The organism is Stenotrophomonas sp. 63632_Sma (assembly GCF_056482875.1).
The window spans coordinates 854,734-871,961 of record NZ_CM151220.1; the positions used below are offsets into that span (position 1 = coordinate 854,734).

General features: G+C 65.8%; 13 protein-coding genes. 9 read left to right on the forward strand and 4 right to left on the reverse strand.

Features of this window, described 5'->3' with window-relative positions; genetic code table 11:
- Positions 1 to 8 precede the first annotated feature (8 nt).
- The 3 genes from ACZK45_RS03935 (at position 9) to ACZK45_RS03945 (ending at position 2,274) form a co-directional block, all read left to right on the forward strand.
- On the forward strand, positions 9 to 1,007 hold the full coding sequence (locus ACZK45_RS03935) for a DNA-directed RNA polymerase subunit alpha (protein WP_010483975.1): 999 nt from the start codon (positions 9 to 11) through the stop codon (positions 1,005 to 1,007).
- Positions 1,008 to 1,198: 191 nt separating this feature from the next.
- Positions 1,199 to 1,582: a 50S ribosomal protein L17 gene (rplQ, locus tag ACZK45_RS03940; RefSeq protein WP_005408217.1), complete on the forward strand. Its 384-nt coding sequence runs from the start codon at positions 1,199 to 1,201 to the stop codon at positions 1,580 to 1,582.
- A 185-nt stretch (positions 1,583 to 1,767) separates the two neighbouring features.
- Positions 1,768 to 2,274, forward strand: coding sequence for a disulfide bond formation protein B (locus ACZK45_RS03945; RefSeq protein ID WP_010483974.1), 507 nt, complete (start codon positions 1,768 to 1,770; stop codon positions 2,272 to 2,274).
- 64 nt (positions 2,275 to 2,338) lie between these two features.
- On the opposite strand, the gene ACZK45_RS03950 is transcribed toward ACZK45_RS03945, so the two are convergent.
- Positions 2,339 to 4,465 (reverse strand): TonB-dependent receptor, encoded by a 2,127-nt coding sequence (locus ACZK45_RS03950; protein WP_478445468.1) that lies wholly within the window; start codon positions 4,463 to 4,465, stop codon positions 2,339 to 2,341.
- Positions 4,466 to 4,685: 220 nt separating this feature from the next.
- Here ACZK45_RS03950 and ACZK45_RS03955 point away from each other — a divergent pair, with 220 nt between their 5' ends.
- Both ACZK45_RS03955 and ACZK45_RS03960 read left to right on the forward strand, forming a co-directional pair.
- Positions 4,686 to 6,077, forward strand: coding sequence for a class II 3-deoxy-7-phosphoheptulonate synthase (locus tag ACZK45_RS03955; protein ID WP_279913946.1), 1,392 nt, complete (start codon positions 4,686 to 4,688; stop codon positions 6,075 to 6,077).
- 741 nt (positions 6,078 to 6,818) lie between these two features.
- Entirely contained in the window at positions 6,819 to 8,006 is a 1,188-nt protein-coding gene (locus ACZK45_RS03960; RefSeq protein ID WP_478445469.1) for a mechanosensitive ion channel family protein, read from the forward strand.
- Positions 8,007 to 8,062: 56 nt separating this feature from the next.
- Here ACZK45_RS03960 and ACZK45_RS03965 read toward each other — a convergent pair whose 3' ends face one another.
- From ACZK45_RS03965 to typA, 3 genes are read right to left on the reverse strand one after another with little or no spacing between them, the layout of a single operon-like run.
- Complete coding sequence (locus ACZK45_RS03965) at positions 8,063 to 9,685, reverse strand: amidase (RefSeq protein WP_049401441.1); 1,623 nt, start codon at positions 9,683 to 9,685, stop codon at positions 8,063 to 8,065.
- A 41-nt stretch (positions 9,686 to 9,726) separates the two neighbouring features.
- Entirely contained in the window at positions 9,727 to 10,194 is a 468-nt protein-coding gene (locus tag ACZK45_RS03970; protein ID WP_049422416.1) for a DUF2127 domain-containing protein, read from the reverse strand.
- Positions 10,195 to 10,205: 11 nt separating this feature from the next.
- The gene (gene typA, locus ACZK45_RS03975) at positions 10,206 to 12,053 is read right to left on the reverse strand and encodes a translational GTPase TypA (protein ID WP_032129766.1); all 1,848 of its coding nucleotides are present in this window, start codon (positions 12,051 to 12,053) and stop codon (positions 10,206 to 10,208) included.
- Between the two features lie 273 nt (positions 12,054 to 12,326).
- Between typA and ACZK45_RS03980 the strand changes: the two genes are divergently transcribed.
- The 4 genes from ACZK45_RS03980 to prpE all read left to right on the forward strand — a co-directional run bounded on the left by ACZK45_RS03980 (position 12,327) and on the right by prpE (position 17,220).
- Positions 12,327 to 12,818: a peptidylprolyl isomerase gene (locus tag ACZK45_RS03980; RefSeq protein ID WP_004153629.1), complete on the forward strand. Its 492-nt coding sequence runs from the start codon at positions 12,327 to 12,329 to the stop codon at positions 12,816 to 12,818.
- A 118-nt stretch (positions 12,819 to 12,936) separates the two neighbouring features.
- Positions 12,937 to 13,923 (forward strand): malate dehydrogenase, encoded by a 987-nt coding sequence (locus ACZK45_RS03985; protein WP_004153634.1) that lies wholly within the window; start codon positions 12,937 to 12,939, stop codon positions 13,921 to 13,923.
- 121 nt (positions 13,924 to 14,044) lie between these two features.
- Complete coding sequence (locus ACZK45_RS03990) at positions 14,045 to 14,659, forward strand: RluA family pseudouridine synthase (protein ID WP_478445470.1); 615 nt, start codon at positions 14,045 to 14,047, stop codon at positions 14,657 to 14,659.
- A 680-nt stretch (positions 14,660 to 15,339) separates the two neighbouring features.
- On the forward strand, positions 15,340 to 17,220 hold the full coding sequence (gene prpE / locus ACZK45_RS03995) for a propionate--CoA ligase (protein ID WP_478445471.1): 1,881 nt from the start codon (positions 15,340 to 15,342) through the stop codon (positions 17,218 to 17,220).
- The last annotated feature ends 8 nt before the right edge of the window (positions 17,221 to 17,228 follow it).

Sequence of the window (17,228 nt, forward strand, 5' to 3'; positions counted from 1 at the left end):
CCCGCAACATGACGGTTACCGCCAACCAGGTTCTGCGTCCTCGCGGTCCGCAGATCGAACGCCTTACCGACACCCGTGCAAAGGTCGTTATCGAACCTTTGGAGCGGGGTTACGGGCATACGCTGGGTAATGCCCTGCGTCGCGTGCTGCTGTCGTCCATCCCGGGCTTCGCCATCACGGAAGTCGAAATCGACGGCGTGTTGCATGAGTACACCACGGTCGAAGGTCTGCAGGAGGACGTGCTCGAAGTCCTGCTGAACCTCAAGGACGTGGCCATCCGTATGCACTCCGGCGACAGCGCCACCCTGTCCCTGTCCAAGCAGGGCCCGGGCGTTGTCACCGCTGCCGACATCAAGGTCGACCACAATGTGGAGATCCTGAACGGCGAACACGTGATCTGCCACCTGACCAAGGATACGGCGATCAACATGCGTCTGAAGATCGAACGTGGTTTCGGCTACCAGCCGGCTGCCGCGCGTCGTCGTCCGGACGAAGAAACCCGTGCCATCGGCCGTCTGGTCCTGGATGCCTCGTTCTCGCCGGTCCGCCGCGTCGCCTATGCCGTGGAAGCGGCCCGCGTCGAACAGCGTACCGACCTGGACAAGCTGGTCATCGATATCGAGACCAACGGCACCATCGACGCCGAGGAAGCCGTGCGCACCGCCGCCGACATCCTCAGCGACCAGCTGTCGGTGTTCGGTGACTTCACCCACCGCGACCGCGGTGCAGCCAAGCCGGCCAACAACGGCGTGGATCCGGTGCTGCTGCGCCCGATCGACGATCTGGAGCTGACCGTGCGTTCGGCCAACTGCCTGAAGGCTGAAAGCATCTACTACATCGGCGATCTGATCCAGAAGACCGAAGTGGAGCTGCTGAAGACCCCGAACCTGGGCAAGAAGTCGCTCACCGAGATCAAGGAAGTGCTGGCTCAGCGCGGCCTGTCGCTCGGCATGAAGCTGGAGAACTGGCCGCCGGCCGGTGTCGCCAGCCACGGCATGCTGGGCTGATATCGGTAATGTCTGAAGGCTCCACCGTTCGCGGTGGGGCCTTCAACGCAACACAACATGCCATGACGAACCCCAGGTTCGCGTGGCAGGTCGTCCAGGACGGGCGGCCAGGACCAACCGCAGTCCGCGCAGCAACGCCAGGATGGCGACAACGATCCGCACAGTCTCATCATTAACCAAGGAATATCACCATGCGTCACCAGAAGTCTGGCCGTAAGTTCAGCCGTACCAGCGCCCACCGCGAAGCGATGTTCAAGAACATGGCTGCCTCGCTGTTCAAGCACGAGCTGATCAAGACCACCCTGCCGAAGGCCAAGGAACTGCGCCGCGTTGCCGAGCCGCTGATCACCCTGGCCAAGGTCGATTCCGTCGCCAACCGCCGTCTGGCCTTCGCCCGCCTGCGCGACAACGAAGCCGTGGGCAACCTGTTCACCATCCTGGGCCCGCGCTACGCGAACCGTCCGGGCGGCTACCTGCGTCTGCTGAAGTGCGGCTTCCGCGCTGGCGACAACGCGCCGATGGCCTACGTCGAGCTGGTTGACCGTCCGGTCGTGGCCGAGGAAGTGGCCGAGTAATCGGACCGCTCCAATGCGACACAGCGAAAGCCCGGCCTCTGCCGGGCTTTTGCGTTTCCGGGGGCGGATCCCTTTCTGCAGGAAAGGGCTCTGACCCACACCGTTCCGACAGGCGTCACCTGTGGCGGTTCGAATGGCGCGCACTCTCGGTTACGCTTGGCGCCTGATCCATTCGAGCGTTGACGATGAATCCACTGCGCTGGCCCTTCCGCGCCCAGTTCTTCCTGGGCTTCCTGATCTGCGCGGGCCTGCTTGGCTACGCGATCTTCCTGCAGCTGAAGATGGGCCTGGAGCCGTGTCCGCTGTGCATCTTCCAGCGCCTCGCCTTCGCTGCGCTTGGCCTGCTGTTCCTGATCGGTGCACTGCATGGTCCGTCCAACCGCCCCGGACGCGCGACCTATGGCGTGCTGGCGTTCATTGCCGCCGCAGTGGGCGTGGGCATCGCCGCGCGCCACGTCTACGTGCAGATGCTGCCGCCGGAAATGGGGTCCACCTGTGGCCCGCCGCTGGCCTTCCTGAGCGAAACCATGGGGCCGCTGGAAGTGTTCCGCACGGTGCTGACCGGCACTGGCAACTGCGGCAACATCGACTGGACCTTCCTGGGCCTGACCATGCCGATGTGGTCGGGCGTGTGGTTCGTGCTGCTGGCGCTGTGGGCGCTGGTGGTGTCGCTGCGCAAGGTCAAGCGCTGAAGCAGGGTAGTGCCGGCCGCTGGCCGGCACACCGCGGGAATGCCGGCCAGCGGCCGGCACTATCTCAGAAATCCTGCTGCAGGCTCAGGTAGGCGCCGCGGCGCGGTCCCCATTGCGGGGCGAACACGCCGACGCCACCGCCATCGCGCAGCTGGTAGCTGCGGTCCAACGCGTTGATCACCGCCAGCTGCACATGCAGTGGATGGCCGCTGTCGACGTTGAAGTCGTGCCCGGCGCTGAGGTTCACCTGCAGGTAGGACGGCAGCTCGCCACCGTTGGGTACGCCCTCGATGTCCGAACGCAGGCCACTGCCGAACACGTAGTTGGCCCCGATCCGGTTGTGCCCGGCGAAGGCGTAGCTGAGGCCACCCGACGAGGTCAGCTTCTGGTCGTGGTCCAGGTGGATCCAGTGGTTGGCCACATAGGCCAGCGCCTCGGGATCGAGGTTGTACTGGCTGGTGATGACATCCGTACCGATGGCCTTGTTCAGCGCCGCATTGAAGTAGGCGCTGAACGGGCCGTTGCTGTAGTCGGCACTGAACTCCAGGCCACGGATGTGTCCGCGGCGGTAGTTGAAGGTCGAGTAGATGTAGGCGGCGCCGAACTGGCCTTCGTCCTGCAGGCGCGCGACGCGGCGGTCGTACGCATCCAGTCCAAGGGTCAGGTGTTCGCCCAGTTGCTGCGAGACGCCGATGTCGTAGTAGTCGCTGCGCTCGGCCAGCGGCGTGTTGTTGCCGCCGCTGGGCTGCTGGTTGGTGGTGCCGTCGTACAGGGCGATGTCGCTGCTGGCGATCAGTTCACTGGCCGGTGGCGTGAAATAGCGCGAATAGCCGGCATGCACGGTGGTGCTGTCGCTGGCATTCCAGACCACGCCCACGCGCGGGCTGAGCTGGCCCTCGGTGCGGCCGAAGGCCTTGTAGCGGTCACCGCGCAGACCGTAGTTGACGGTCCAGTCGTCGCCGATTTTCCACTCATCCTGTACGTACAACGCCAGCGTGCTGGCATGGAAGGCGCTGTGGTCAGGAATCAGCAGCGGCGTGGTGCTGGACTGCTGGCCGCCGTCATCAACCGGGAACACCCAGGTGTTGCTGCTGGCCCGTGCGTTCTCGTAGTTGCCGTACAAGCCGTAGCGCAGCGTGTGGTCGTTGCCCAGTGGTGTGGAGAAGTCGGCCTGCAGGGTGTTGGCACGGTTGCTGCGCTGCACCTGCGAGGCGACGCCACTGAACACCAGATCGCCGATGACGTCCGGGTTGAACGCTGCATCGCTGTAGCGCTGCCCGGCGGACAGCTGGTAGGCGGTGTTGCCCAGCGTGCCCTGCAGTACCAGCATGCCGAAGCGGGTGGTCTCGCGTTGGGTCTCATCCAGCTGGCTGGAATCGAAGGTGGTGGTGTCCAGGTAACCGAACTGCGGCGTCTGCCCCGGATTGACCGGAATCTGGAAACGGTTGTTGGCGAAACCGGCGAACACACTCAGGCGGGTGTTCTCGTTGACCAGGTAGGTCAGGTCGGCGAAGGCCTTGCCCTGGTGGGTATCGTCGTGCAGCGGCTTGCGCGAGTTGGTCGGATTCTCCAGGCCGACTTCGTTCTGGTCGTAGTTGCCGGTCAGGAACCAGCTCCAGCGTCCCTGGTTGCCCCACCAGGAGGCATTCGGGTTCACCTTGCCGAACGAGCCGGTGGTCAGTCCGGCGCTGCCACCGTTGCCCAGCTCGGCGCCATTGCGGGTGGTGATGTCGACCACCGCCGCGGTGCGCTCGCCGAACTGCGCCGGCAACGCGCCGTCCATCAGGCGGATGCTCTTGATGGTGCGCGCATCCAGGGTCTGGCCGAAGCCGGAAATCGACTCGGGCAGCAACACGCCGTTGATCCGGTACTGCAGGTTGGCGTGGTCGCCGCGCACGTGCACGCCGCCATAGGAATCCTGGACCACGCCGGGTGCCTGCAGCAGCACCTGGCTGAGCGGCGCGGAGGCGCCCAGCGGCTGCTTCTGGATGTCCTCGGCGGTGATCTGGTACTGGCTGCTGCCGATGTCCGGCGACAACGCGTTGCGGGCCTGGTCGAGCTGGGCGCTGACGGTGACCGTGTCCAGGTCCTTGACCGCAGGCCCGGCGCCATCGGCGGCGGCCGCGAAGGCGGGCAGGCTGGCCAGGGCCAGGGCGAAGGTGATGCCGGTAGCGAGGGGCGAGGGCTTCATGATGGGAAGAGTGATGGCAGGGCGTGGAAGGGGCCGGTCCATGACGTGGAAGTGTTACTCCGTAACAGATCATGCGCCTGCCTTGAGCGGCTGACCATGCGGGATCTGGCTGCTCGCATCGGCCTTTCCCTGCCGTTCAGGCGGCCTGGCCGAGCAGGTCGGCCCTTTGCGCCAGCGGCTGGCTCTGCGACCATGACCGCCCCCATCCCGGAAGTCTGCAATGAGCCTGTCCGCCGTTCCGCCCGTGCCCGATCCCGCCGCAGCCGCCACTGGCGCCGCCTGGTCGCCGGAGAGCTGGCGTGGCAAGACCGCGCTGCAGATGCCGACCTACCCGGACCCGGTGGCGCTGGACGCCGCTCTGCACGAACTGAAGCGGCTGCCGCCGCTGGTCACCTCCTGGGAAATCCTGGCGCTGAAGCAGCAGCTGGCCGAGGCGCAGGAAGGCAAGCGCTTCCTGCTGCAGGGCGGCGACTGCGCGGAGAACTTCAGCGACTGCGAATCGGGCACCATTTCCAACCGGCTGAAGGTGCTGCTGCAGATGAGCCTGGTGCTGGTGCATGGCCTGCGCCAGCCGGTGATCCGCGTCGGCCGTTTCGCCGGCCAGTACGCCAAGCCACGTTCGGCCGATACCGAGACCCGCGACGGCGTGACCCTGCCCAGCTACCGCGGTGATGTCATCAACGCGCCGGCCTTCACCGAAGCGGCGCGGCTGCCGGATCCGAAGAGGATGCTGCAGGCCCACGCGCACTCGGCGATGACCATGAACTTCGTGCGTGCGCTGATCGACGGCGGTTTCGCTGACCTGCACCACCCCGAGTACTGGAACCTGGAATGGGTGAGCCATTCGCCGTTGGCCGCCGACTACCAGAAGATGGTGGCCTCGATCGGCGATGCAGTGCATTTCATGGAGACCCTGGCCGGGGCCCGCGTGCACAACCTCAACCGCATCGATTTCTACACCTCGCATGAAGCGCTGCTGTTGCCCTACGAGCAGGCGTTGACCCGGCAGGTGCCGCGCCAGCAGGGCTGGTTGAACCTGAGCACGCACTACCCGTGGATCGGCATGCGCACGGCCGCGCTCGATGGCGCGCACGTGGAATACCTGCGTGGCGTGCGCAACCCTATCGCGATCAAGGTCGGCCCGTCGGTGACGCCGGACCAGCTGCTGCGCCTGATCGATGTGCTCAACCCGCATGACGAGCCGGGTCGACTGAGCTTCATTCACCGCATGGGTGCAGCGCAGATCGCCGAGAAGCTGCCGCCGCTGCTGGATGCGGTCAAGCGCGATGGCCGCCGCGTGCTGTGGGTGTGCGATGCGATGCATGGCAACACCGAAAGCACTGCCAATGGTTTCAAGACACGCCGCTTCGACAACGTGCGTGGCGAAGTGGAGATGTCGTTCGATCTGCACGCGGCCGCAGGTACGCGACTGGGCGGTGTGCACCTGGAGCTGACCGGCGAAGACGTGACCGAGTGCATCGGTGGCGCGCGCGAACTGACCGAGCGTGACCTGGAGCGCGCCTACCGTTCGACGGTGGACCCGCGGTTGAACTACGAGCAGTCGCTGGAGATCGCGATGGCGATCGTGCGCAAGCAGGAACAAGTGCGGTAAGGGTTTTTCGGCAGGGCTTGCAGCCCTGCACCTGCTGCAGTCAACGTCAACGTCAACAGCGGGCATTCCGTGGGTTGGCGGGGCGGTGTCGGAGTGCGGGGACGCCGCAAGTACGTCCATGTAGGCTTGGCAGCCGCATCCATGCGGCTGACACCCCGCACTCCGACACCGCCCCGCCTCTGACAGATTCCGGCGGCTGTTGGTAGGTGTCGACCTTGGTCGACACGGTAGATCCACGCTATGCGTGGATGAATTTCCAATGGAATCGAATATTTCGATATCTGTGAGATTTGAGCCGAGCATGGCTCGGCTCTACAAAAAATGCCGACAGATCGCAGAAAACTGTCGAAGGCGGGGTGGGTCCGGTTGCGGGGGCGTGAGCCGCATGGGCCCGAGGCATGCCTCGGGCGGGTTGGGCAGGACGCCCAACCCTGGTCTTGCCGTGTGCGCAGGACTGCGCACACGAGCAAGCGGCGACCGAGCTTACATGGGTGAGGGCGCTTTGCTTGCGAAGCACTGCTTTGCAAGCGCCCGAACGCACAGCCGCCGGCGGCTGGGCCGGGCCCCGGAGGGGGACTTGCAGCGTCCCCCGCAACCGGACCCGCCCCGCCACCCCACAGGAAACCCGCTTCTGCTTCGGCTGTTGCTGTTGCTGTTGCTTCGGCTCGCAGCAGGTGCAGGGCTGCAAGCCCTGCCGATCAACACCCTCCTTACGAACGACTGACGTGACACTCATGCGTCATGCGCGAGGCTGTCCGCTTGGCTGTTCGAGTGGAGGTGGCAACGGTGCACTGGCAAAGCGCACAGGCCTACGCATGGCCGTTGGGATTGGCAGCAGTAGTGGGTGGCATCGGCGCGTGGCTGATCCTCTGGATCTACCATCGATTGAAAGGGCGTGATCGCCGGCGTGCACGCATCGGTCGCGTGCTCGGGTTACCACTGGCCACCGCATGGCCGCTGCTGTTGTTGATCCCCGCATTGCAGGCCACGCCACTGCAGGAGCCGGTGCTGGGCAACCTGCAGCATGTGCTGCACATCGCGCTGACCGCGTGCTTCATCTGGTTGCTGGTACGCGCGGTGGCGGCGGGCGAGCGCGCGATCCTGCGCAGTCATCCCATCGATGTCTCCGACAATCTGGAAGCGCGCCGCATCCAGACCCAGACGCGGGTGCTCAGCCGCGTGCTGATGGGCGGCATCATCGTGCTGGGCGCATCGCTGGTGCTGTTGACCTTCCCGATGGTGCAGAAGATCGGCACCGCGCTGCTGGCATCGGCAGGCCTGATCGGCCTGGTGGCGGGTATCGCGGCCAAGCCGGTGTTCGGCAACCTGATCGCTGGCCTGCAGATTGCGGTGACGCAGCCGATCCGGCTGGATGACGTGGTGATCGTCGAGGGCGAGTGGGGCCGCATCGAAGAGATCGGCAGCAGCTATGTGGTGGTGCGTATCTGGGATGAGCGACGGATGGTGGTGCCGCTGACCTGGTTCATCGAAAACCCGTTCCAGAACTGGACGCGGCGCAGCGCCGATCTGCTCGGCACCGCGTTCCTGTGGTTGGACTACCGTGCGCCGATTGCCGCGATCCGCGCTGAGCTGGAACGCATCTGCCGTGGCGAAGCGCTGTGGGATGGCCGGGTCTGCGTGACCCAGGTGACCGAGACCAGCGAGCGTGCGATCCAGGTGCGCCTGCTGGTCAGCGCGCGCAGCTCGGGCGATGCCTTCGATCTGCGTTGCCTGGTGCGCGAGCGCATGCTCGATTTCCTCGCCCGTGAGCATCCGCAGTCGCTGCCGCAGGTGCGTGCGCGGCTGCAACACGAAGATGAGCTGGATATGCCGCGCGGTCCACGTGCACGCACCGCGGATGTGCGTTCGCCGGGTGCTGAAGATGGTGAGGCGGCAATCGTGCCGGTGGAGCCGGAACCCGGACGGTAGCGCCGGCCGCTGGCCGGCAACTCCGGATCTGCCGGCCAGCGGCCGGCACTACCGGATCACGGCTCGCCAGCGTCGATCAGTGCGTCGGTATCGAAGTGCGGTGGGCGCCGCGCGCGCGTGCGCTGTTCGTAGGCGTAGGCCATCTCGATCAGCTTCGGCTCGCTCCAGGCGGTGCCCATGAACAGCAGACCCACCGGCAGACCATCGATCTGCCCCATCGGCACGGTGAGGCTGGGATAGCCGGCCACGGCGGCGGCGCTGTAGCTTTCACCGGGGAAGTCGTCGCCTTCGCTGCGGATCGGCCATGCCACGCCGGTGGTCGGCGCCACCAGCGCATCGAGTTGATGGGCGGCGAGGGCAGCATCGATGCCTTCCGGGCCGGCCAGCCGGCGCGCATCGCTGCGGGCGCGGATATAGGCGGGGTCGGCCAGGCCGGCGGTGGCATCGGCCTCCACCAGCAGCTCCTGGCCGAACAGGCCCAGTTCCTGCTTGCTGTGCGCCTGGTTGAAGGCGATCAGTTCGGCCAGGCTGCGCAATGGTGCGCGGTGGGTGCTGAAATAGCGCTCCAGCCCGGCCTTGAATTCGTACAGCAGCAGCGTGCGCTCGGCCTCGGCCCAGGCGCCCTGGTTGGGCAGCTCCACCGGCACCACCACGGCGCCGGCGCGGCGCAGCTCGGTTGCCGCCTGTTCGATCAGTGGCGGCATGCCACGGTACTTCAGCAGCGGTGTCTGCAGCAGGCCGATGCGCTTGCCGCGCAGGCCCTGCGGGTCCAGTCGCGCGGTGTAGTCGTAGACCGCACGGCCGGGCATGGTCGCAGTGGCCGGATCGGCATCGTCGCGGCCGGCGATCGCGGTCAGCACGGCGGCAGCGTCGGCGACGCTGCGTGCCATCGGCCCGGCAGTGTCCTGGCTGAAGGAAATCGGGATGATGCCCTCGCGGCTGACCAGGCCGACCGTCGGCTTCAGGCCGACCACGCCGTTGATCGCCGCCGGGCAGACGATGCTGCCGTCGGTTTCGGTGCCGATCGCCACGCTGGCCAGGTTGGCGGCCACGGCCACCGCGCTGCCGCTGCTGGAACCACACGGCGAATGGCTGATGCGATAGGGGTTGCGGGTCTGGCCGCCACGCGCGCTCCAGCCGGAGATCGAATCATTGCCGCGGAAGTTGGCCCATTCGCTGAGGTTGGTCTTGCCCAGCACCACCGCACCGGCATCGCGCAGCCGACGCACCAGGTAGGCATCGTCCGGACGGAAGCCCTGCAGGGCCAGCGAACCCGCACTGGTGGCCATCGGCGCGGCGTTGATGTTGTCCTTCAACAGCAGCGGGATGCCATGCAGCGGGCCGCGCAGGCGGCCGTCACGGCGTTCGCGGTCGCGCGCGGCGGCTTCCTTCAAGGCATCGGGGTTGAGCTCGATCACCGCGCGCAGGCGCGGCCCGGTACGGTCCAGCGCGGCGATGCGCTGCAGGTAGGCCTGGGTCAGGGTGGTGCTGTCCAGTTCCCCGGCGGTCATCCGCGCCTGCAGGTCGGCGACATCAGTTTCGGCGTACGGGAACGGCACGTTGCGGCTCGCAGGTTCGGCCGCATGCGCGCTGGGCGTGGCCGGGCTGCAGCCAGCCGAAAGCAGCGCCGGCAGCGCGGCGAGCAGGCAGGTCAGCAGAGGCGGCAAGGACGGGCGCATGGGGCGGCTTGGTCGGCTCCAAGCCCCAGTGTAGCTGGTGCTCAGCGGTGGCGCTTGCGCAGGTCGCGGGCGAGCACGTAGACCACGATCAGGTTGATCGCCAGGATCGTCCACGACGGCCAGCCGGGGTGGCGGATGATCGCGAAGATGTCGAAAGGCAGGTACAGGGCGGCGGTCAGGCAGCCCAGCCAGGAGGCCCAGGCCTTGGCCCGCCACAGGCCCCAGGCTTCGACCAGGTGCAGCAGGCCGTAGCCGATCATCCCCGCCGCGGCCAGGTGGACCGCGTCGGGGCTGATCATGTGCAGCAGCGAGGGCAGGGTGCCATGGTCCGGATCCAGGCTGAAACGCCGGATCAGGGCCATGATGCCGTGCCGTAGCGGCTGCGGTCCGAGCACTTCCAGCCCGGTGGCGGCCAACAGCGCCAGCATCGCCTTGCTCGCTTCGAGCAGGGCGATGACATGGAGACCCGGATGCCGGTGTGGATCCGGGTTGTAGCCGCTCAGGTTCACGGGGTGCTGGCTCAGCCGCCGCGCGAAGCCTTCTTGCGGTCGCTTTCGGTCAGGAACTTCTTGCGCAGACGGATCTCCTTCGGGGTGATCTCGACCAGCTCGTCGTCTTCGATGAAGTCCAGGGCCTGTTCCAGCGAGTACTTGATCGCCGGAGTCAGCTGGATCGCATCGTCCTTGCCCGAAGCGCGCATGTTGGTCAGCGGCTTGGTCTTGATCGCGTTGACGGTCAGGTCGTTGTCCTTGGAGTGGATGCCGACCAGCTGACCTTCATACACGTTGTCGCCTTCAGCAGCGAACAGCTTGCCGCGTTCCTGCAGCGGGCCCAGCGAGTAGGCCGGCGTGGTGCCCGGCGCATTGGCGATCATCACGCCGTTGATGCGCTTGGCGATCGCGCCCTGTTCCTTCGGGCCGTAGTGGTCGAACACGTGGAACAGCAGGCCCGAACCCTGGGTCAGGGTCTTGAACTCGTTCTGGAAACCGATCAGGCCACGGGCCGGGATCGAGTATTCCAGGCGCACGCGGCCCTTGCCGTCCGATTCCATGTTCTTCAGCTGGCCCTTGCGGGTGCCCAGCTTTTCCATCACGCCGCCCTGGTGGATTTCTTCGATGTCCACCACCAGCTGCTCGATCGGCTCCATCATCTGGCCGTCGATCTCCTTGATGATCACTTCCGGGCGCGACACGGCCAGCTCGTAGCCTTCGCGACGCATGTTCTCGATCAGCACCGACAGGTGCAGTTCGCCACGGCCGGAAACCAGGAACTTGTCGGCGTCTTCCAGCTGCTCGACCTTCAGGGCCACGTTGTGGACCTTTTCACGGTCCAGGCGGTCCTTGATCTGGCGGCTGGTCAGGAACTTGCCACCGGACAGGTCCTTGTTGCCGGCGAACGGCGAGTTGTTGACCTGGAAGGTCATCGAGATGGTCGGCTCGTCGACGGTCAGTGCCGGCAGCGCTTCCGGGGTATCCGGGGCGCAGATGGTGTCGGAGATGGTCAGCTCCTGGATGCCGGAGATGGCCACGATGTCGCCGGCCTCGGCGGTATCCTGCTCGATGCGCTCCAGGCCCATGAAGCCCAGCACCTGCAGCACCTTGCCGTTGCGCTTCTTGCCTTCACGGTCGATGACCGCGACCTGCATGTTCTTCTTCAGGGTGCCGCGCTGGATGCGGCCGATGCCGATCACGCCCACGAAGTTGTTGTAGTCCAGCTGGCTGATGCGCATCTGGAACGGGCCTTCCGGGTCCACTTCCGGACGCGGCGCGTGCTGCATGATCGCTTCGTACAGCGGGGTCATGTCGCCGTCGCGCACGGTGTCTTCCAGGCCGGCATAGCCGTTCAGGCCGGAGGCGTAGACGATCGGGAAGTCCAGCTGCTCGTTGGTGGCGCCGAGCTTGTCGAACAGGTCGAAGACCTGGTCGATCACCCATTCCGGACGGGCGCCCGGACGGTCGACCTTGTTGACCACGACGATCGGCTTGAAGCCCATCGCGAAGGCCTTCTGGGTCACGAAGCGGGTCTGCGGCATCGGGCCGTCCATCGCGTCGACCAGGATCAGCACGGTATCGACCATCGACAGCACGCGCTCGACCTCACCACCGAAGTCGGCGTGGCCGGGGGTGTCGACGATGTTGATCCGGTTCTTGATGCCGGTCTTCTTGTCTTCCCAGGTGATGGCGGTGTTCTTGGCCAGGATGGTGATGCCGCGTTCCTTTTCCTGGTCGTTGCTGTCCATCACGCGCTCGGCGAGGACGGTACGCTCGGACAGGGTGCCGGACTGCTTCAGCAGCTGGTCGACCAGGGTGGTCTTGCCATGGTCGACGTGGGCGACGATGGCGATGTTGCGAAGATTTTCGATGGACATACGAAAGGGGGCCAGTCGGCGCCGGATTTGGAAAAAGAAGTCCAACATTATACGTCGAACTTGACGATTCGCGAAAAGGTGGATTTCACACCCGTCATGGGGCCCATTCAGCTGGGAGGCCGTGGCGCCGGTCGAGGCCGCCTGGCCTGCACCGCGGGGCCCCCCGTCCCGTGGCTGAAGCCCGGATCTGCGCCCATGGTCGAAGCCGCCGCCGCCACGAGGCAGGTGTAAACTAGGTGGCTAGACGCGTTCCCCTCTGCATCAAGGATCTTCATGTCCCTCATCGCCACTTTCGACACCACCCAGGGCCCGATCAAGGTCGAGCTGTTCGCCGACAAGGCGCCGCTGACCGTGGCCAACTTCGTGAACCTGGTCAAGCACGGTTTCTATGACGGCCTGATCTTCCACCGCGTGATCGCCGACTTCATGATCCAGGGCGGCTGCCCGCAGGGTCGTGGCACCGGCGGCCCGGGCTACAAGTTCGAAGACGAGAAGAATGGCGTGAAGCACGAGGTCGGCTCGCTGTCGATGGCCAACGCCGGCCCGAACACCAACGGCAGCCAGTTCTTCATCACCCACATCAAGACCGACTGGCTGGACGGCCGCCACACCGTCTTCGGCAAGGTCCTGGAAGGCCAGGCCATCGTCGATTCGGTCAAGCAGGGCGACGTGATCCATTCGATCACCCTGGAAGGCGACGTCGACGCCGTGCTGGCCGCCCAGGCCGAGCGCGTCGCGGAGTGGAACAAGCACCTCGCCGCCTGATCCCCCTTCGAAACGGCCACCCTCGGGTGGCCGTTTCCCTGTTCCCTGCCGCCCGTCAGGCCTGCGTGGCCACGCCCGCGGCGTCCCATCAAACGCTTGCAAGCAAGAGGAAACCCCCATGAAAGCACCCGTTCGTGTTGCCGTGACCGGCGCCGCCGGCCAGATCGGTTATGCCCTGCTGTTCCGCATCGCCTCCGGCGAAATGCTGGGCAAGGACCAGCCGGTCATCCTGCAGCTGCTGGAACTGCCGGTGGACAAGGCCCAGGCCGCCCTGAAGGGCGTGATGATGGAGCTGGAAGACTGCGCCTTCCCGCTGCTGGCCGGCATGGTCGGCACCGATGACGCCGAAGTCGCGTTCAAGGACGCCGACATCGCCCTGCTGGTCGGCGCGCGTCCGCGTGGCCCGGGCATGGAGCGCAAGGACCTGCTGCTGGAAAACGCCAAGATCTTCACCGCCCAAGGCGCGGCGCTGAACAAGGTCGCCAGCCGTGACGTGAAGGTGCTGGTGGTCGGTAACCCGGCCAACACCAACGCCTACATCGCGATGAAGTCGGCCCCGGACCTGAAGCCGGAGAACTTCACCGCCATGCTGCGCCTGGACCACAACCGCGCGCTGAGCCAGCTGTCGACCAAGCTCGGCAAGCCGGTCGGTGGCATGGAGAAGCTGGTGGTGTGGGGCAACCACAGCCCGACCATGTACCCGGACTACCGTTTCGCCACCGCTGATGGTGCGTCGATCGCCGATGCGATCAACGACCAGGAGTGGAACGCCAACACCTTCATCCCGACCGTCGGCAAGCGCGGCGCGGCGATCATCGAAGCCCGTGGCTCGTCCTCGGCTGCTTCGGCCGCCAACGCAGCCATCGACCACGTGCGTGACTGGGTGCTGGGCAGCAACGGCAAGTGGGTCACCATGGGCGTGCCGTCCGACGGTTCCTACGGCATTCCGGAAGGCGTGATCTTCGGCTTCGCCGTGACCACCGAGAACGGCAAGTACACCCTGGTCAAGGATCTGCCGATCGACGACTTCAGCCAGAAGTACATCGACAAGACCCTGGCCGAGCTGGAAGAAGAGCGCGCCGGCGTCGCCCACCTGCTGGGCTGATGCAGGCGGTACCGGCGCGAGCCGGTACGTCTTCCATCAAGGTAGGTACCGACCGCTGGTCGGTACGCAGCAACGGGGAAGCTCAGGCTTCCCCGTTTCTGTTTGAGGAATACAGGAACTGATGATCCACCTGCATTACATCGACGACGCGCTGCTGGTGGCCGAGAAGCCGGCCGGCCTGCTGTCCGTGCCTGGCCGCAGCGCCGAGAACCAGGACTGCGTGGTCGCGCGCCTGCAGGCGCTGTACCCGGATGCATTGACCGTGCATCGCCTGGACCAGGTGACCTCCGGCCTGCTGCTGCATGCGCGCGGCAAGGAGATGCAGGTGGCGTTGTCGATGCAGTTCGAGCAGCGCCAGGTTGGCAAGCGTTACGAAGCGATCGTGGAGGGGCTGCTTGAAGGCGATGCTGGCGAGGTGGACCTGCCAATGATCGTGGACTGGCCGAACCGGCCGAAGCAGATGGTCGATCACGAACGCGGCAAACCGGCGCTGACACGTTGGCACGTAATGGCACGTGATGTTGAAGCGCAGCGCACCCGCGTGGCGTTGGAACCGATCACTGGCCGCAGCCATCAGCTGCGCCTGCACATGGCCAGTCTCGGCCATCCCATCGTTGGCGATGTGCTGTATGACGCCGCGCCGGCGCAGCGTGTGCATCTGCATGCGCGCAGCCTGCGGTTCACCCATCCGGTGACGGGCGAAGCGCTCGCGTTCGAGTCCGCGACTCCGTTCTAGGGGTTCGGCAGGGCTTGCAGCCCTGCACCCGCAGAATCAACGTCAACGTCAGAAGCGGGCTATCCGTGGGTTGGCGGGACGGTGTGGGAGTGCGGGGACGCCGCAAGTACGTCCCTGTAGGCTTGGCAGCCGCATCCATGCGGCTGACACCCCGCACTCCGACACCGTCCCACCTTCGACAGGTTCCCGCGGCTGTTGGTAACTGCGGCTTTGTTCCGCGCGGCTGTTGGTAGGTGTCGACCTTGGTCGACACGATTCTTCTGTCAGATATCGAATGAATCATCCACGCATGGCGTGGATCTACCGTGTCGACCAAGGTCGACACCCACCAGAGCAGTCGACCAAGGTCGACATCTACCAGAGCAATACGCCTTTCCGACAGATCGCAGGAAACTGTCGAAGGCGGGGTGGGTCCGGTTGCGGGGGCGTGAGCCGCATGGACGCGGCGACCGAGCCTCCATGGACGGATTTACGGCGCCCCCCGCAACCGGACCCACCCCGCCATCCCTCAATGGCCCCGCTTTTGACGTTGACGTTGACGTTGACGTTGACGTTGATTCTGCAGGTGCAGGGCTGCAAGCCCTGCAGAACAAAACCCCACCCCCTACCAAGGTAGGGCGGCCCGCGCGCCAGCGCCGGACTATCCTCGAACCCATGACTTTGTCTGGGAGGGCTGCGTCATGAACTACGAGGAAACCTACCGTCGCTCGATCGACGAGCCGGAGGCCTTCTGGAGCGAGGAAGCCAAGCGCATCCATTGGCACAAACCGCCGCAGCAGGTGCTCGACTACAGCAACCCGCCGTTCCGGCGCTGGTTCGTCGGTGGTGAAACCAATCTCTGCTACAACGCCGTCGACCGCCACCTGGCCGAGCGCGCCGACCAGCTCGCGCTGGTCGCCATCTCCACCGAAACCAACAGCACCCGCGAAATCACCTATCGCCAGCTGTATCGCGAAGTGAACGACTTCGCCGCCGTGCTCAAGCACCTCGGCGTCGGTCACGGTGACCGCGTGGTGATCTACATGCCGAACATGGCCGAAGCGGTGTTCGCGATGCTGGCCTGCGCGCGCATCGGTGCGGTGCACTCGGTGGTGTTCGGGGGCTTTGCGGCGCACAACCTGGCGCTGCGCATCGACGATGCCAAGCCCAAGCTGCTGATCGCCGCCGACGCCGGTATGCGCGGTGGCAAGCTGATTCCGTACAAGCCGATGGTCGACGCCGCCTGCGCCGAAGCGACTTCGCCGCCACCGCACGTGCTGATCGTGTCGCGTGGGCTGGATGCCGCCGAACCCCGCGTGCCGGGCCGTGACGTGGACTACGCCACGCTGCGTGCGCAGATCGGTGAAGTCGACGTGCCGGTACAGTGGCTGGAAGCGAGCGAACCGAGCTACCTGCTGTACACCTCCGGCACCACCGGCAAGCCGAAGGGCGTGCAGCGCGATGTGGGCGGCTATGCAGTGGCGATGGCGCAGTCGATGGAAACGGTGTTCGACTGCAAGCCGGGCCAGGTGATGTTCTCCACCTCCGATGTCGGCTGGGCGGTGGGCCACTCCTACAACGTGTACGGCCCGCTGATCGGTGGCTGCACCTCGCTGCTGTACGAAGGGCTCCCGACCAATCCGGATCCCGGCATCTGGTGGGCACTGTGCGAGCAGTACAACGTGCGCACGATGTTCTCCTCGCCCACCGCCATCCGCGTGCTGAAGAAGCACGACGCGGACTTCATCCATCGCCACGACCTGGGCGCGCTGAAGTACCTGTTCCTGGCCGGCGAGCCGCTGGACGAACCGACCGCGCACTGGATCAGCGAAGCGCTCGGCAAGCCGATCATCGACAACTACTGGCAGACCGAAACCGGCTGGCCGGCACTGACCCTGCTGCCGGGCCTGGAGATGAAGCCGGTGCGTTTCGGCTCGCCCGGGTTCCCCAATCTCGGCTACCGGATGAAGGTGATCGACGAGAACACCGGCGAGGAAGTGGCACCGGGGCAGAAGGGCGTGCTGGTGGTGTCGCCGCCGCTGCCGCCGGGCTGCATGAGCACGGTGTGGAACGACGACAGCCGTTTCCTGCAGAGCTACTTCAGCCACTTCAAGGAGCTGCTGTACAGCTCGCTGGACTGGGCGATCCGTGACGACGATGGCTACACCTTCATCCTCGGCCGTACCGACGATGTGATCAACGTGGCCGGGCACCGCCTGGGCACGCGCGAGATCGAGGAGGCCATTTCCAGTCATCCGCGCGTGGCCGAGGCGGCGGTGATCGGGGTCAAGGACGAACTGAAGGGGCAGGTGCCGCTGGTGTTCGTCACTCTCAAGCAGGGGCTCGATGGCGAGGATCCGGCGCCGGTGGTGGCCGAGATGATGGCGACGGTGACGACTTCGCTTGGTGCGGTCGCGCGCCCGGCGCACGTGCACGTGGTCAATGCCTTGCCCAAGACCCGCTCTGGCAAGCTGCTGCGGCGCTCGTTGCAGGCGCTGGCCGAGCAGCGCGACCCGGGTGACCTGTCGACGCTGGATGATCCCAGCGCGCTGGAGGAGATCCGCCGCGCGCTGGGACGTTGACCTGGTAG